Below are 13,416 nucleotides of genomic sequence, written 5' to 3'. Positions count from 1 at the left end.
TCCAGAGGGAAAACCCCTAGGACTCGTCGCTGGCCAAGGCTTCTGACTCTTTGTCCCGCGATGTAGCCTTCGCGGCCAGCTTCCAGGCACAACGTCCGAGCTCGAGGATAAAATAGCAGTAAGTTATAACGACCGCGATCACTCCGGGATTGGTAATAAGCGCCGCAATTATTATGGAGCCCGCAACAAGAGTGCTGAAAGGTCCAAATCTGGCAATTCGCGGGAACTTTCTGTATGGAACCTCGCTAACCATAACAAGTCCCACAACAGGAACGAAGAAAAGATAAAAAGATTTCATAAGTGGGGTAGCAACGATCTGAAACTCAGAGAGAAGGAGTATCGGAGAGAGAATAAGTCCCGCAGCCATAGGACTCGGAAGACCCGTGAACATGCGCTTTTCCTTGGTTGTAAACTGCACGTTAAAACGCGCAAGCCTAAGTGCTGCGCAGACCACGTAGAAAAGCATCGCCATCAGTCCCGGATTTCCATATTCCGAAAGCCCCCAAACGTAAAGAAGCACTGCCGGGGCGACCCCGAACGATACAAGATCGCAGAGCGAATCATAGGACGCGCCAAAGCGGCTCTCCGAGTTAAGAGCTCTTGCTATTCTGCCGTCAAGCATGTCGACAAGTACCGCCATGCCGATAAATCCCGCTGCCCACCAGAAGCGATTAAAAAGCCATTCCTCAGAAACTACGGCTGAGGCACGGTCCCCGTGGATGGAAATCGAAGTCACTATGGACGCAAGCCCGAACGCAAGGCCTACGGTCGTGAGCATGCTCGGTAGCAGGGGGATAACCCTCCTCGGACGGGGATGTCTTCTCCTTCTTTTTTTTCTCAAGTTAGCCACGCTATAACCGTCCTGCCGCCCACGACTTTCTGCCCCACCTCAACTCCCACCTTCACATCCTCGGGCAGGTAAACATCCACCCTTGAACCAAACTTTATAATCCCGAATTTTTCCCCGATTTCCAATACGTCGCCGAATTTCGCACGCGATACAATTCTTCTCGCGAGAAAACCAGCCACCTGGACTATAACCACCTGGACTTCCCCCTCGCACTCAATCAGGGTGACAAGCCGCTCGTTGGCCTCGGATGAATCACCCTTAAAAGCCATTTTGAATTCCCCGGGGTAATAAGTGGTTCCGACTACCTTACCCGAAACGGGAAATCTGTTTATATGGCAGTCGAAGATAGAGAGAAAAATGCTTATTCTTCGGGCGTTCCGCTTAAGATAATCGTCTTCAAGCGTCTCCGAAATATCTATTATTTTCCCGTCTGCGGGACAGATCACGGAACCGGGTTCAAGTGTAGGAAGTTCCCTTTCAGGATCCCTGAAGAAAAAGACGAAAAAAGCGGTGAGCAGAAGAAATACTAAAAATAAAGAGAGAGAACCCAGAAGCGCGAAGAGAATACAAAGCGCGGCTGAAACGTAAATTATACTGAGCCCATCGCTTGCGACCCTCACAAATCGGAAATCCATCAATTCTTGTCTTTATCGACCAGTTTCTTCTGGAAAAGCGAGCTCATCATTCCCCTAAGCTCGGCGCCGACTTTTTCGATCGGATGCTCTTCACCCTGCCTGAGAAGCGCGTTATAGGAAGGCCTTCCAGCCTGATTCTCAAGTATCCATTCCGAGGCGAACTGTCCGGACTGAATCTCCCCGATTATTTTTTTCATCTCCTGTTTTACGGAGTCGTCTATAAGCCTCGGGCCCCTAGTTATGTCTCCGTACTTGGCCGTATCGCTCACCGAGTAACGCATGTTAGCTATCCCGCCCTCGTATATGAGGTCAACTATAAGCTTGACTTCGTGGCAGCACTCGAAATAAGCCATCTCGGGCGGATAACCGGCTTCAACAAGCGTCTCGTATCCTGCCAAGATAAGGGCCGTGAGCCCTCCGCACAGAACTGACTGCTCCCCGAAAAGATCGGTTTCCGTCTCGTCCTTGAAAGTCGTCTCTATAACTCCCGCCCTTGAACATCCGATGGCTCTGGCGTAAGCAAGAGCAAGATCTTTAGCGTCGCCCGTCGAGTTCTGGTGAACAGCTATGAGTCCCGGCACACCAGCACCCCCAACATACTGGTCCCTTACCGTGTGCCCCGGGGCCTTGGGAGCGACCATGAACACGTCCACGCCCGCAGGCGGTCTGATCTGTCCGTAGTGAATATTAAAACCGTGACTGAACATAAGCGCGTTTCCGGCAACCAAGTTCTTTTCGACATGCTCATGGTATATCGCCGGCTGGTAAGTGTCTGGAGCCAGCATAACCACTATGTCCGCAGATTTGGAAGCGGCGGAAACCGACTTCACGTTAAAACCAGCCTCCTTGGCCTTTTTCCAGTTGGGACTGTCCTTAATATCTGCGACCGTGACCGAGACTCCGCTCTCTCTTAGATTCTGGGCATGGGCGTGACCCTGGCTTCCGTAGCCTATGATCGCAATCTTCTTCTTAAGCTTAGACGGGTCAATATCCTCATCGTAGTAAACTTTCACCGGTTATATCCTCCTTTACTTGTTCTTCTTATTCGCCCGGGACATGGCGACGGTTCCCGTTCTCGCGATTTCCTTTATCCCGAAGGGTCGTTGAAGTTCAACAAACGCCTGAATCTTCTGTTCATCCCCGGTAACCTCGAACGTGTAGGATCTTGGAGACACATCGACGACCTTGGCCCGGAATATGTCGGCAATCCGCAGAATTTCCGGCTTGGAATCGACCTTCGCATCGACCTTGATGAGAATCATCTCTCTTTCCACGCGGTCAAGTTCGGTCATGTCAACAACCTTGATCACATTGACCATGTTGTTGAACCTTTTTATTATCTGCTGAATTATGGCTTCGTCGCCGGTTGTGACCAGAGTTATTCTGGACGTCCCCGGTTCCTGAGTTTCCGCGACATTAAGACTCTCTATGTTAAAATCCCTGGCGCTGAAAAGCCCCGCGATTCTTGAGAGTACTCCGGCTTCATTATCTACCGTTATTGATATCGTGTGTCTCGATTTCATGGAACCTCCAAAGTGGTGAAAAATTGTCAGGAAAACGCAATTATACCGAATCCCCGAGAAATGTTAATACCCACCAGCCAACCACCAAATCTCCTCAGCCCCCGGCGTCTTCCTTAAGAATTTCCCCCAGCTCCCCATTTACATGCATGTCGGTACATATATCGCATCCGCCTATGAAATTGCCGTTAACGTAGAGCTGCGGAAGGGTTGGCCACTGCGAGTAGTCCTTTATCCCTTGGCGGATCTTCGGATCCAAAAGAACATCGACGGTCTCGTAATCCACCCCGTAGTAGTTGAGAATGTTCACCACCTGCGCCGAAAAACCACACTGCGGCATCTCTTTTGACCCCTTCATGTAAAGGATAATAGGGTTCTCTTCGATCTGACGCCCTATTTTTTTCTGTATATCCGACATTGCCTCGCTCCTTACTTTTTAAGTTTCTCCCACTGATCGTCCGTGTAGGTTTTTATAGAGATGGCATGAATTTCGGATTCCATAGCGTCTCCAAGCGCCGCGTAAACAAGCTTGTGACGTTCAATAGGCGGCTTGCCCCTGAACTGTTCGGATACGACGACTGCCTGAAAATGCGTTCCGTCCCCTTCAACCTCGACAAACGACGTTGAAATGCCCTGCTCTATCATCTCACGGATCCGCTGCGTTTCCATCACAGCGGGGAATTATATACGCATATCAGTGCGTTTCCAAGAAAGGAGATCCAGAGCAAGCTGCCTTGCAAAAATCCCCGGCTGTCTTATCCTTAATCTGTCCGGAAAAAGAGGTTCTAATACACAGATGAAAGTAAAAGAGATAATGAACAGCCCAGTGGTCACCGCCAAGGAGAATGACTCGCTTGAGCAGTGCGCGCGCAAGATGCTTGAACTCAAAATTGCCCAACTTCCGGTGGTTAACAATGACGGAGTCCTCACAGGATTCGTAGCCGCAAGCGACTTTATCGCTAAAAAAACCACCGTCTCCTTCTCGAGAACCGAAATCCTCGAACTCTTCGGACAGTGGTTTGACCAGGGAGAAATTGAGAAGATATATGAGGATGCCGGGCGTATCATGGTGAAGGAAGTAATGAGCAGCCCTGTCATATCCGTCGGCCCGGACGCATCTGTAAAAGAGGTATTCGAAGAATTAGCCGGAACTGGAATCCACAGCGTTGTCGTGGTCGAGGAGGAAAAACCCGTGGGGCTTGTCTCGGTATCCGATTTTCTGAAACTGATAGTAAGATAATCCGCCTTCGGCCCGCCGTGCCATCATGAAAAACTTCGGAGTTTCAAAGGAGAAACAAACGGCACTCGAGCGGGAAATGAAGCGTCTTGGCATAAGGGAAGAAGATATCGAGGAAACTTTCACGAGATCTTCGGGACCCGGCGGACAGAACGTAAACAAGTTGGCCACTTGCGTTCACCTGCGACACCGTCCAAGCGGCATTACCGTGAAGGTTATGAGAGAGCGTTCCCAGGCGCTTAACAGATTCTTTGCGAGGAGAAGCCTCACCGAAAAAATCGCAACGCAGATCCACGGAGAAGACTCCGCTGAAAGAAAAAAAGCGCAGAAGATAATAAAACAGAAAAAAAGAAGAAAAAGAAAGACGGCGAAAAAGCTCGCCGGTAATACCCAATGATAAACCGCCAGTTGTCGAGTGGGCAATGAAAAATACCCCTGATTCAAAGTGCAATGCCGGATTGCTCTGTCAATCATTGTGCTTAACGCTTCTTCTGCTGCTTTGCCCGGCGTCAGCAGAAGCCGAGACCCTGACCGGCAAGCCTTATGTAACAGACGGCGATACGGTCAAAGTTTCGGGGGAACGGATCAGACTCGAAGGAATTGACGCACCGGAAAGAAACCAGCGCTGCAAAGATGCTTCCGGAAAAAGCTATGACTGCGGCATTGTTTCAACCGCAGCTCTTAGAAACAAAATAGGGCGCAATTCCATTACGTGCGAGGGAACAAAGCGCGACCGCTACGGACGCTTTCTCGGAACCTGCTACATAAACGAGGTTGACTTAAACAGCTGGATGGTCCAAAACGGCTACGCACTCGCTTACAGGCGCTACTCACGCCGTTACGTCTCCGCAGAGCAGGAGGCCCGCGAAAACAGCCGCGGTGTGTGGGCCGGGGAATTCGTCGTGCCTTGGAGCTGGCGAAAAGGGGAACGGCTTACGAACAGTTCTCTACATCCCGGCAAGTAAGTCGGCAGCAAAATGTTGAAAAATCAGGAGTTCATGTCAATCTTACCTGCATGGAAAATGAAGCAGCAGACTCCCCCGAGGAAAACCACGGACTCTCCGAAGACTGGGTGGTTTTCGGACCGGCTTTCATCCTTATAGCCCTCGGGCTTCTTTTTCCCTATCTTTCTCTTCCCAAGTTTTCGTGGGCCCCGGATTCTCTGGGCGAGGTCTTAAGCGCAAAGAACATCTCTCTTTCCCTTTCGCTGGGAGTGGTCTTTTTGTTTTTTTCAAGCTTTGGAATCCGTATGATGGGCGGGTCGGTTACCCGCTACGTCGTGGGCTTTCCCCTAGTCTTCGCACTTGCGTGGGCGTCCAAGTTTCTCGCCGGAAACGCAATGGCCAAGGAATGGGGCGTAAGCTATGTCATCTTTGCTCTTTTAATCGGAATGTTCGTTGGCAATGTTTTCCCCGATCGCTTCCGAGAGGCGGTCCGCACCGAGTACTACATCAAGATTGGGCTTATAATTCTGGGTTCCGGAATCCTGTTCGGCAAGATACTCTCCGCGGGGTCGGCGGGAATTCTGCAAGCCCTGTTCGTTGTGCTCGTCATCTGGTACGCATGCTACTGGATCTGCAGGAGGCTTGCCGTGGATTCCGAGTTTGCCGCCATGCTCTCCACGGCCGTTTCCATCTGCGGAGTCTCTGCCGCCATTGCAGCCTGCGGAGCCATAGGCGGAGACAGAAAGAAGCTCTCCTACGTAACTTCTCTCGTTCTCATAGTGGCCGTCCCCATGATGCTCATCATGCCTTGGGCTGTAGAGCATTTCCAAATTCCTGCGGTGATCGGAGGAGCATGGATCGGAGGAACCATTGACACCACAGGAGCCGTGGTAGCCGCGGGGGAACTGGTGGGAGAATCGGCGATGAACGCTGCCGTGGTGGTGAAGTTTTCGCAGAACGCCATGCTGGGTCTAGCAGCTTTCGCTCTTTCTCTTTGGTGGACATTTCGCCAGGGAGCGGATGAAGGGGTAAAGCCGTCGATCGGGGTCATCTGGGAGCGCTTCCCAAAGTTCATTCTGGGTTTCATGGCGGCATCTCTTCTTTTTTCCTTCGCAGTTGGGGACGATCTTGTTTCGCAGACCAAGGGGCTCATGAAAGGGCTTCGCGGCTGGTGGTTCGCCCTTGCATTTGTCTGTATAGGCCTTGAGACCCGTTTTTCCACCCTGGTCAGCATGGAGGAAGGCCGTCCCGCCTATGCGTTTCTCATAGCGCAGGGAATGAACATCATCTGGACACTGATTATAGCCTGGATTCTTTTCGGCGGATTGTTATTCCCCGCCCCTGTTCTATAAAAGTCTTTGATCGTGTCACAGGTCCCTAGAAGGTTCGCAACTTATTAGGTTATCGACAGTATAGCTCCCGTTATTGCCAAACCCGCAAAGCCAAGTACCTTAATTGCAGCAAATATTCCAAAGGAGTTCGTAACAATGAAAGCGATTATCTATCACGAATTCGGAGAAACTGACGTTCTTAAATACGAAGAGGTAAGTAAGCCGGAACTTGGACCGGGAGAAGTCCTTGTAGAGGTAAAATCCTCCTCCATAAACTTCGTCGACCTGAGGCTCAGAAGCGGGAAATCACCCCGTCCAGTGCCCCTGCCGCACGTGGGGGGAGTAGACGTGGCGGGCATTGTATGCGAGAAAAGCGAGGACGTGTCTGACGTGGAAACGGGCGATCGGGTCATGATCATGCCGGCCGTGCGCTCGGAAAGGGGTCTTGAGATAGTCGGGGTCAATCTCCACGGAGGATTCGCCGAATATGTAAAGATACCTTCATCCAACGTGGTATCGATTCCCGAAGGGCTCTCCTTTGACGACGCGGCGACCCTTCCAACCTGCTACGTCACCGCCTGGTACGGCTTCTGCGAAAGAGCGAATATCGCCAAGGGAGAAACAGTGCTTGTGCACGCGGCGGGAAGCGGAACCGGAAGCGCGGCGATCCAGGTAGCCAAGCTCTTCGACTCCTTCGTGATAGCTACCGCGGGAAGCGACGAAAAACTTGAGAAGGCAAAAGAAATCGGAGCCGACGTCACCATAAACTATAACTCCTCAGACCTCGGAGAAGAACTAAAGAAAATTACAAAAACGCATAAGATAAACATGATCTTCGATCCCGTGGGAGCTTCGGTGTGGAAAGAGAACACGCAGTACCTAGCCCCCGGGGGAAAACTTCTGCTGATCGGAGTTGCCGGGGGTGGCGCCACGGAAGCAGCCCTCGGCCCGCTTATTATGAAAGACCTCTCCGTACTGGGAGTAACGGTGTTTAACGCCCGGGCGGAACACTTCGAAAAAGTCGCACAGCTTGCTGAGGAAGGTGCCCTGAAACCTTCGATACATAGCAGGTTTCACCTGAGTGAAACAGCTGCGGCGCAGAAAATTCTCGAAGACCGCCAGCAGTTCGGAAAAGTCATCCTGAACCCGTAAGGAAAAGCCTGATTTTCAAGGTGAGTATCAGAAATCTGTTCGCGGCGTTCCTGTTTGCCCTCTTCGCCGCGCCAGTTGTATGCCTAGCAAAACCGCCCTGCCCAAAAAGCATAATATCGCTCACTTTGGCTTCAGATGAAATCCTAGTCGATATAATCGGCGACAGAAAAAAAATAGCTGCGCTTACCTATTTCTCGACCGACCCTCTGATCTCAAATGTCGTGGAAAAAGCGCGGGGAATTCCACAGGTCCAAGCAAACCTCGAGCAGGTAATTGTAAAATCTCCGGATCTCGTGATAGTCGCGGATCACACCAACCCGAACATACGGGCACATCTTGAGGCAGCGGGGATAAAAGTACTGGTGCTCCACAAAATCGTCTCTCTTGAGAGTATAAAAAAGAATATAAAACTAGTTGGAGAAGCTGTCTGCGAGGAAGCTGCGGCGAAAAACCTCGTAAAAAAAATGGAAACCCAGATCGCGGATGCCAAGGCAAAGATTCCGCCTCACGCAAAAGTCCCGACGGTTCTTTTCTACGGAGCTCCAGGGTTCACGGTCGGCAAACGCTCAACCATAAACGACATAATAGAAAGTTCCGGAGCCATAAACCTCCCGGCACGCCTCGGGCTAAGCGGATACAGCAACATATCTACCGAATACGTAATCCAGAACAACCCTGACCTAGTGCTTACAAGTAGTTATAATCCATCTCACCCGGATTTTGTAGGCCAGATGTTCAAAAATTCCGCCTTCAGAGACAAAAAGATCATAGTCGTCGCGGGAAAACATCTGGACGCCGCGTCTCATTATGCGGCACAGGCCGTAATTGATCTGGTGAACCTGATATTCAGAGCAGAGAACAATGCCGACCGGTAAGAAAACGCTTTCCCTATATGCAATACTTGCCTCACTGCTTTTGTTGACCGTCGTTGTGTGCGTATCGCTCGGGACGGTGAGCGTTCCGTTTGACAAAGTAATCAGCGTGATAGCCGGCAAGCTGCTCTGGCTTGATACCGGAGCGGGAATCGAAAAATCACAGGAACTTATCGTTTGGAACGTTAGGCTCCCTAGGGTTCTTCTCGCCGCCACAATAGGAGGAGGACTCTCAATTGTGGGAGCGGTAATGCAGGCGATGTTCAGAAACCCCTTGGCCGAACCTGGAATACTGGGCTGGTCAAGTGGAGGGGCTTTTTTCGCCGTTCTGGCAATCTACACAGGTATTCATCAGCAGTGGTTTCTTCTGCTCCCTCTCGCAGCGTTTGCAGGCACACTTCTCACGGCATACGCAGTCTACGGAATATCACGTTACAGGGGTTTTGTCGAGAATACGACGCTTCTTCTCTGCGGGGTAGCTCTAGGAACACTTTTTGTCTCTCTCACGACTTTCGTGCTTTCGGTGTCAAACGCGTGGTCAATGAAGGAAATGCTCTTCTGGATAATGGGTGGAGTCGACTCGCGCACCTGGATGCATTTTGCAATGGCCGCGGTTCCCGTGCTTGCCGCCTCGATCATGCTGCTTTTTTACGCTAAGAACCTAAACGCAAGACTCCTAGGCTACGAGACAGCGAAGACCGTCGGTATCGACATAGAGAAAACAACCAAACATCTCATAGTCCTGAGTTCCCTAATAGTTGGAGCAAGCGTGGCGGTAAGCGGCATCGTGGGGTTCGTCGGACTTATAATTCCGCACTCAATAAGGTTGCTAATCGGAGTAGATCATCGCCGGCTCCTGCCCGCAAGTTTTATCGCCGGAGCCATATTTCTGCCTGTAGCAGACCTTATAGCAAGAACCGTCATGAGCCCTGAGGAACTTCGTCTCGGGATAATCACTTCCTTCATCGGAGTTCCTTTCTTCGTGTTTCTGCTGAGGCGAAATTTCAGCGGGAGGGGAATTGCGTAGAATGCAAGGAGAACCCTTAAAAACATCGGGACTCAGTTACGGAGTAAACGGAAAAATCATAGTTGACGACGTAAGCTTCGAGATCAAAAGAAACGAGTTTCTGGGCATAGTCGGCCCCAACGGCGCGGGGAAATCCACGCTTCTTCGCCTTCTTGCCCGTATAATCAATCCCACCAGAGGCCGCATCCTGCTTGATGGAGAGAATATCTCGGGATACGAAGCAAAAGAACTTTACAAAAAAATATCGTTTCTCCCTCAAACCTCGTATTTCGATTTTCCGCTGAGCGTGCTTGAGGTAGTACTTACGGGAAGGTATCCGTACCTAGGAATTCTCGAAAGCGAAAGCAAAGAAGATATAAAGCGCGCCGAGGATTGCCTTTCGCTTGTGGACTTGAAAGGGTTTTCTCGAAGAAAAGTAACGACACTCTCGGGAGGAGAGCAGCAGAGAGTGTCGATCGCAAGGGTTCTTGCACAGGAAACCGATTTTATTTTCCTTGACGAGCCATCCTCCCACCTTGACATACACCACAAGTTCGCCCTCATGGAACTGCTCGAGTCGCTAGCGCAAGAAGGAAAAGGGGTCGTGGCCGTTCTCCACGACCTTGATCTTGCGAGCAAGTTCTGCGAAAGGATCCTTGTACTTGAGAATGGACGAGTCGCAGCCTTGGGAGGACCGTCCCGCGTGCTTTCGGAAAAGCTTCTCTCGTCGGTATTTAAAGTAAGGGGTTCATGGGACCCCAGAAACGAAAATCTTCTTGTCTTCCGGTAAGAACAGTAGGCCTAAATACCGGTTTTTACACTTTTTGAAACGATGATTTGACAAAAAAATTCGATCAACTATATTGTGTTTCCTAGTTTTATTAGGGCCCATAGCTCAGTTGGTTAGAGCAGCGGACTCATAATCCGTCGGTCCCTGGTTCGAGTCCGGGTGGGCCCAGAATTGAGAAACAGAGACCATGAAGGTCAATAAAGAGAAAGCCGAAGCAACCCCATCCAAAAGCCCCCGAAATACCATCTTTCCCTCTAAAAAGCACATCGGGATTGCTTCGCCTGAAGTAAAAAGTTATGCAACAGCATATTGAAAGCCTGCAGAAACTTGAGACAGTTGACTTAAGAATCAGAGAGTTAACTGAAGGGCTGGAAAGATACCCAAACGAAATCGACAACCTTAAAAAAGACCTCCTTGAAAAAGAAGAATCGATAAATCTCAAGGAAACCACTCTCTCAGAACTCAAGGCGCAAAGAGACGGTCTTGAATCCTCTCTTCTCTCCAATCAGGAATCCATAAAAAAATCCGAGGAAAGGCTGTTTGCCATAAAGACCCACAAGGAATACGAGGCGCTCCAGAAGGAAATAACCGATACCAGAAAAGAAAACCTCGAGATAGAAGACCGCACGATCTCGGTAATGGGGGAAATCGAAGAGACCGAGGAAACACTTGCCGAAGAGAAGGAAAACTACGCGACTCTAAAAGAGCAATACGCGGGGCAGATCGCGGAAAAAGAAAAAAAGATCGAAGAACTCGAGATTTCCCGCGAACCGGCGGAGAAGGAAAAAAGCGAAATCCTATCCACCATAGACCCGAAAATACTTCCCCTTTACGAAAAAATCTTCAAAAGAAACGGCAGGGCGCTTGCGCTTGCTGAAAACGAGAAATGCACAAGCTGCAACATAAACATCCCGCCTCAGCTCTACAATGAAATACTGAAACAGACAAAATTGGTTCAGTGCCCGAACTGTAAGAAAATTCTTTACACGAATCCGTAACCGCCCAAGCGGTTATGCAATTAAAAACATGTCCCCAGAAAAAACAACCGAAGTCTATATAGACGGAGCGTCAAGGGGAAACCCGGGAAAATCCGGAATCGGGGTTCTTGTTATCCGCCCGGACGGAACAAGAGAGGAAATAAGGGAATATATCGGGAGCGGAACGAACAACGAGGCGGAGTACAAGGCGCTCATAAAAGCGCTCGGTTATCTCGTGGCTAAAGACAGCTCAAAGGTGAAAATTCACACTGATTCCCAGCTTGTCGCAAGTCAGATGAACGGGCTCTGGAAAGTAAAGGATTCAAAGCTTAGAATACTTCACTCGGAAGCGAAAAAACTCGCTTCATCCCTTCCGGCACTCGAAATAGAATATATCCCTAGGGAGAATAACGCAGAGGCTGACAGTCTTGCGAACCAAGCGATAGATAGATATTTTAATGATTAGCGAGTCAGTCGTGCGGTCGCCCGCGGCTTGTACGCGGGAGGAAAGTCCGAGCTTCGCAGGGCAGGGCGCTGGTTAACAACCAGGTGTCGCGAGACAACGGAAAGTGCAGCAGAAAGCATACCGCCTGGGCGCCGTAGGCGTCCCGGTAAGGGTGAAAAGGTGGTGTAAGAGACCACCGCTCCGAAAGTGATGGAGGAGGCAAGGCAAACCCCGCCTGAAGAAAGACAAATAGGAAAACATCCGGACAACTGTCCGGTCAGGGCGGCCCGTCCTGGTTTTCGGGTAGTCGCTTAAGGTATCCTGGCAACAGATATCTCAGATGGATGACTGTACTTGACAGAACTCGGCTTACAGGCTGACTCGCTTCCTTCCCATGTTCTCGCGTAGACAGGTTCGATACGGTCAGAATCATCTGGAAAAAAAACGGGCCTGATTACTTGATAACGACTTTCAGGAACTCTTTTTTCCCGATTTTAATCTCGAAAGCGATTTTGTCAGGAAATTCCGAATTCGGATCGGTGTACTTCTCTCCGTCTATGACAAGTCCTCCCTGAGATATGAGCCTTTTAGCCTCCCCTTTAGTGCTGACGGAATCGGACACTCCTATAACAAGATCAACTATCTTTCGGGAGCCGGGAACATAGTCTTTTTCCTTTGCGTCTTCTGGAAAAGATCTCTTTGAGAACTTGGTCTCAAAATCCCGTTCGGCTTCAAGGGCACTCTGGGTGTCGTGGAGCCAGGAAACAACTTCCCTAGCAAGCCCTTTTTTTGCATCCATGGGATGCTCAGTTCTTAATTTTCGTATCTTTTTTTCATTGCAGGTGCTTAAAAGAAGATAGTATCTCCACATAAGATCGTCAGAAATCGACATCATTTTCCCGTATATATCCTGCGGAGATTCGTCAAGACCTATATAGTTTCCAAGCGACTTTGACATCTTCTTTACCCCATCTGTTCCCTCAAGTATTGGAAGAAAAACTCCTACCTGCGGAGATTGTCCGTAATGTCTCTGGAAATCGCGGCCGAGCAGTATGTTGAAGGTCTGATCCGTACCGCCAAGTTCAACGTCGCAGTGCATCTGCACCGAGTCGTACGCCTGCACCAGGGGATATATGAACTCCCTGAGGGAAATGGACACTCCCTCCCTGTACCTCTTTGAGAAATCATCCCGGTCAAGTATCCGCGATACGTTAACCAGAGAGGTAAGCCCGAGGAACTCTTCTGGATCAAGATTGCTGAGCCAGCGGGAGTTTGAAAGAATTTGGGTCTTTTTTCTGTCAAGAACCTTGAAAACCTGACGTTCGTAGGTCCTTGAATTCTTGATTATCTCCTCTTTTGAAATCGAAGGGCGGGTTTCGCTCCTGCCGGAGGGATCTCCTATGTAGGCAGTGAAATCCCCTATCAGGAAAAGAACTTCGTGGCCCAAGGTCTGAAAATCGCGGAGTTTCTTGAGGATTATCCCGTGACCCAGATGCAGGTCGGGGGAGGTGGGGTCAAACCCTGCCTTTACCTTCAGGGGACGGTCGTTCGCTCTTGAAGCTTCAAGCTTCAAAAGAAGCTCCTCTTCGGGAATTATCGCCTCGGTTCCTCGTCTTATTACCTTTAATTGTTCTTTAGGATCAGCGAAGGCCATCTG

17 protein-coding genes, 1 tRNA gene and 1 other RNA gene are annotated in these 13,416 nt (G+C 50.1%); 12 read left to right on the top strand and 7 right to left on the bottom strand.

The genetic code is table 11. From position 1 onward, the window contains the following. Positions 1 to 16: 16 nt before the first annotated feature. The 6 genes from pssA to F4Z13_03800 form a co-directional block, all read right to left on the bottom strand. Positions 17 to 850, bottom strand: coding sequence for a CDP-diacylglycerol--serine O-phosphatidyltransferase (gene pssA, locus F4Z13_03825; GenBank protein MXZ48372.1), 834 nt, complete (start codon positions 848 to 850; stop codon positions 17 to 19). Next, positions 838 to 1,485 (bottom strand): phosphatidylserine decarboxylase family protein, encoded by a 648-nt coding sequence (locus F4Z13_03820; GenBank protein ID MXZ48371.1) that lies wholly within the window; start codon positions 1,483 to 1,485, stop codon positions 838 to 840. Before F4Z13_03820 ends, pssA begins: the two co-directional genes overlap by 13 nt. After that, positions 1,485 to 2,498 carry a ketol-acid reductoisomerase gene (gene ilvC / locus F4Z13_03815; GenBank protein ID MXZ48370.1) on the bottom strand — a complete coding sequence of 338 codons (1,014 nt, stop codon included), beginning with the start codon at positions 2,496 to 2,498 and terminating at the stop codon, positions 1,485 to 1,487. Before ilvC ends, F4Z13_03820 begins: the two co-directional genes overlap by 1 nt. Before the next feature lie 15 nt (positions 2,499 to 2,513). After that, positions 2,514 to 3,008 (bottom strand): acetolactate synthase small subunit, encoded by a 495-nt coding sequence (gene ilvN / locus F4Z13_03810; protein ID MXZ48369.1) that lies wholly within the window; start codon positions 3,006 to 3,008, stop codon positions 2,514 to 2,516. 94 nt (positions 3,009 to 3,102) lie between these two features. Next, positions 3,103 to 3,423 (bottom strand): Grx4 family monothiol glutaredoxin, encoded by a 321-nt coding sequence (gene grxD, locus F4Z13_03805; protein ID MXZ48368.1) that lies wholly within the window; start codon positions 3,421 to 3,423, stop codon positions 3,103 to 3,105. A gap of 11 nt (positions 3,424 to 3,434) precedes the next feature. Then, entirely contained in the window at positions 3,435 to 3,674 is a 240-nt protein-coding gene (locus tag F4Z13_03800) for a BolA/IbaG family iron-sulfur metabolism protein (GenBank protein MXZ48367.1), read from the bottom strand. Here F4Z13_03800 and F4Z13_03795 point away from each other — a divergent pair. From F4Z13_03795 to rnpB, 12 genes are all read left to right on the top strand, one after another. Continuing rightward, positions 3,634 to 4,245 carry a CBS domain-containing protein gene (locus F4Z13_03795; protein ID MXZ48366.1) on the top strand — a complete coding sequence of 204 codons (612 nt, stop codon included), beginning with the start codon at positions 3,634 to 3,636 and terminating at the stop codon, positions 4,243 to 4,245. The two genes, F4Z13_03800 and F4Z13_03795, sit on opposite strands and share 41 nt — an antisense overlap. A gap of 25 nt (positions 4,246 to 4,270) precedes the next feature. Next, positions 4,271 to 4,639: a peptide chain release factor-like protein gene (locus F4Z13_03790; GenBank protein ID MXZ48365.1), complete on the top strand. Its 369-nt coding sequence runs from the start codon at positions 4,271 to 4,273 to the stop codon at positions 4,637 to 4,639. A gap of 94 nt (positions 4,640 to 4,733) precedes the next feature. Then, positions 4,734 to 5,207 (top strand): thermonuclease family protein, encoded by a 474-nt coding sequence (locus tag F4Z13_03785; protein MXZ48364.1) that lies wholly within the window; start codon positions 4,734 to 4,736, stop codon positions 5,205 to 5,207. A 50-nt stretch (positions 5,208 to 5,257) separates the two neighbouring features. Further along, complete coding sequence (locus F4Z13_03780) at positions 5,258 to 6,538, top strand: putative sulfate exporter family transporter (GenBank protein MXZ48363.1); 1,281 nt, start codon at positions 5,258 to 5,260, stop codon at positions 6,536 to 6,538. A 135-nt stretch (positions 6,539 to 6,673) separates the two neighbouring features. After that, complete coding sequence (locus F4Z13_03775) at positions 6,674 to 7,669, top strand: zinc-binding dehydrogenase (GenBank protein ID MXZ48362.1); 996 nt, start codon at positions 6,674 to 6,676, stop codon at positions 7,667 to 7,669. A gap of 8 nt (positions 7,670 to 7,677) precedes the next feature. Continuing rightward, positions 7,678 to 8,544 (top strand): ABC transporter substrate-binding protein, encoded by an 867-nt coding sequence (locus tag F4Z13_03770; protein MXZ48361.1) that lies wholly within the window; start codon positions 7,678 to 7,680, stop codon positions 8,542 to 8,544. Then, positions 8,531 to 9,568, top strand: a complete 1,038-nt coding sequence (locus tag F4Z13_03765; GenBank protein MXZ48360.1) for an iron ABC transporter permease — start codon at positions 8,531 to 8,533, stop codon at positions 9,566 to 9,568. Before F4Z13_03770 ends, F4Z13_03765 begins: the two co-directional genes overlap by 14 nt. Before the next feature lies 1 nt (position 9,569). Beyond that, entirely contained in the window at positions 9,570 to 10,337 is a 768-nt protein-coding gene (locus F4Z13_03760) for an ABC transporter ATP-binding protein (protein ID MXZ48359.1), read from the top strand. 94 nt (positions 10,338 to 10,431) lie between these two features. Further along, positions 10,432 to 10,505 (top strand) — tRNA-Ile (locus tag F4Z13_03755). 128 nt (positions 10,506 to 10,633) lie between these two features. Beyond that, complete coding sequence (locus tag F4Z13_03750; GenBank protein ID MXZ48358.1) at positions 10,634 to 11,335, top strand: hypothetical protein; 702 nt, start codon at positions 10,634 to 10,636, stop codon at positions 11,333 to 11,335. A gap of 28 nt (positions 11,336 to 11,363) precedes the next feature. Then, positions 11,364 to 11,780, top strand: a complete 417-nt coding sequence (locus F4Z13_03745; protein ID MXZ48357.1) for a ribonuclease HI family protein — start codon at positions 11,364 to 11,366, stop codon at positions 11,778 to 11,780. Next, positions 11,781 to 12,147: RNase P RNA component class A (gene rnpB, locus F4Z13_03740), an RNA gene on the top strand. A gap of 66 nt (positions 12,148 to 12,213) precedes the next feature. Here the strand turns inward: rnpB and F4Z13_03735 are convergent. Then, a complete protein-coding gene (locus tag F4Z13_03735) occupies positions 12,214 to 13,413 on the bottom strand; it encodes a tyrosine--tRNA ligase (GenBank protein ID MXZ48356.1) in 1,200 nt (399 codons plus the stop codon). Positions 13,414 to 13,416: the final 3 nt, after the last annotated feature.

The organism is Candidatus Dadabacteria bacterium (genome assembly GCA_009837205.1).
In the GTDB taxonomy this organism is placed as follows: domain Bacteria; phylum Desulfobacterota_D; class UBA1144; order Nemesobacterales; family Nemesobacteraceae; genus Nemesobacter.
The sequence above is the reverse complement of the archived record's forward strand: the minus strand, read 5'-3'. Positions and strand labels throughout refer to the sequence as shown.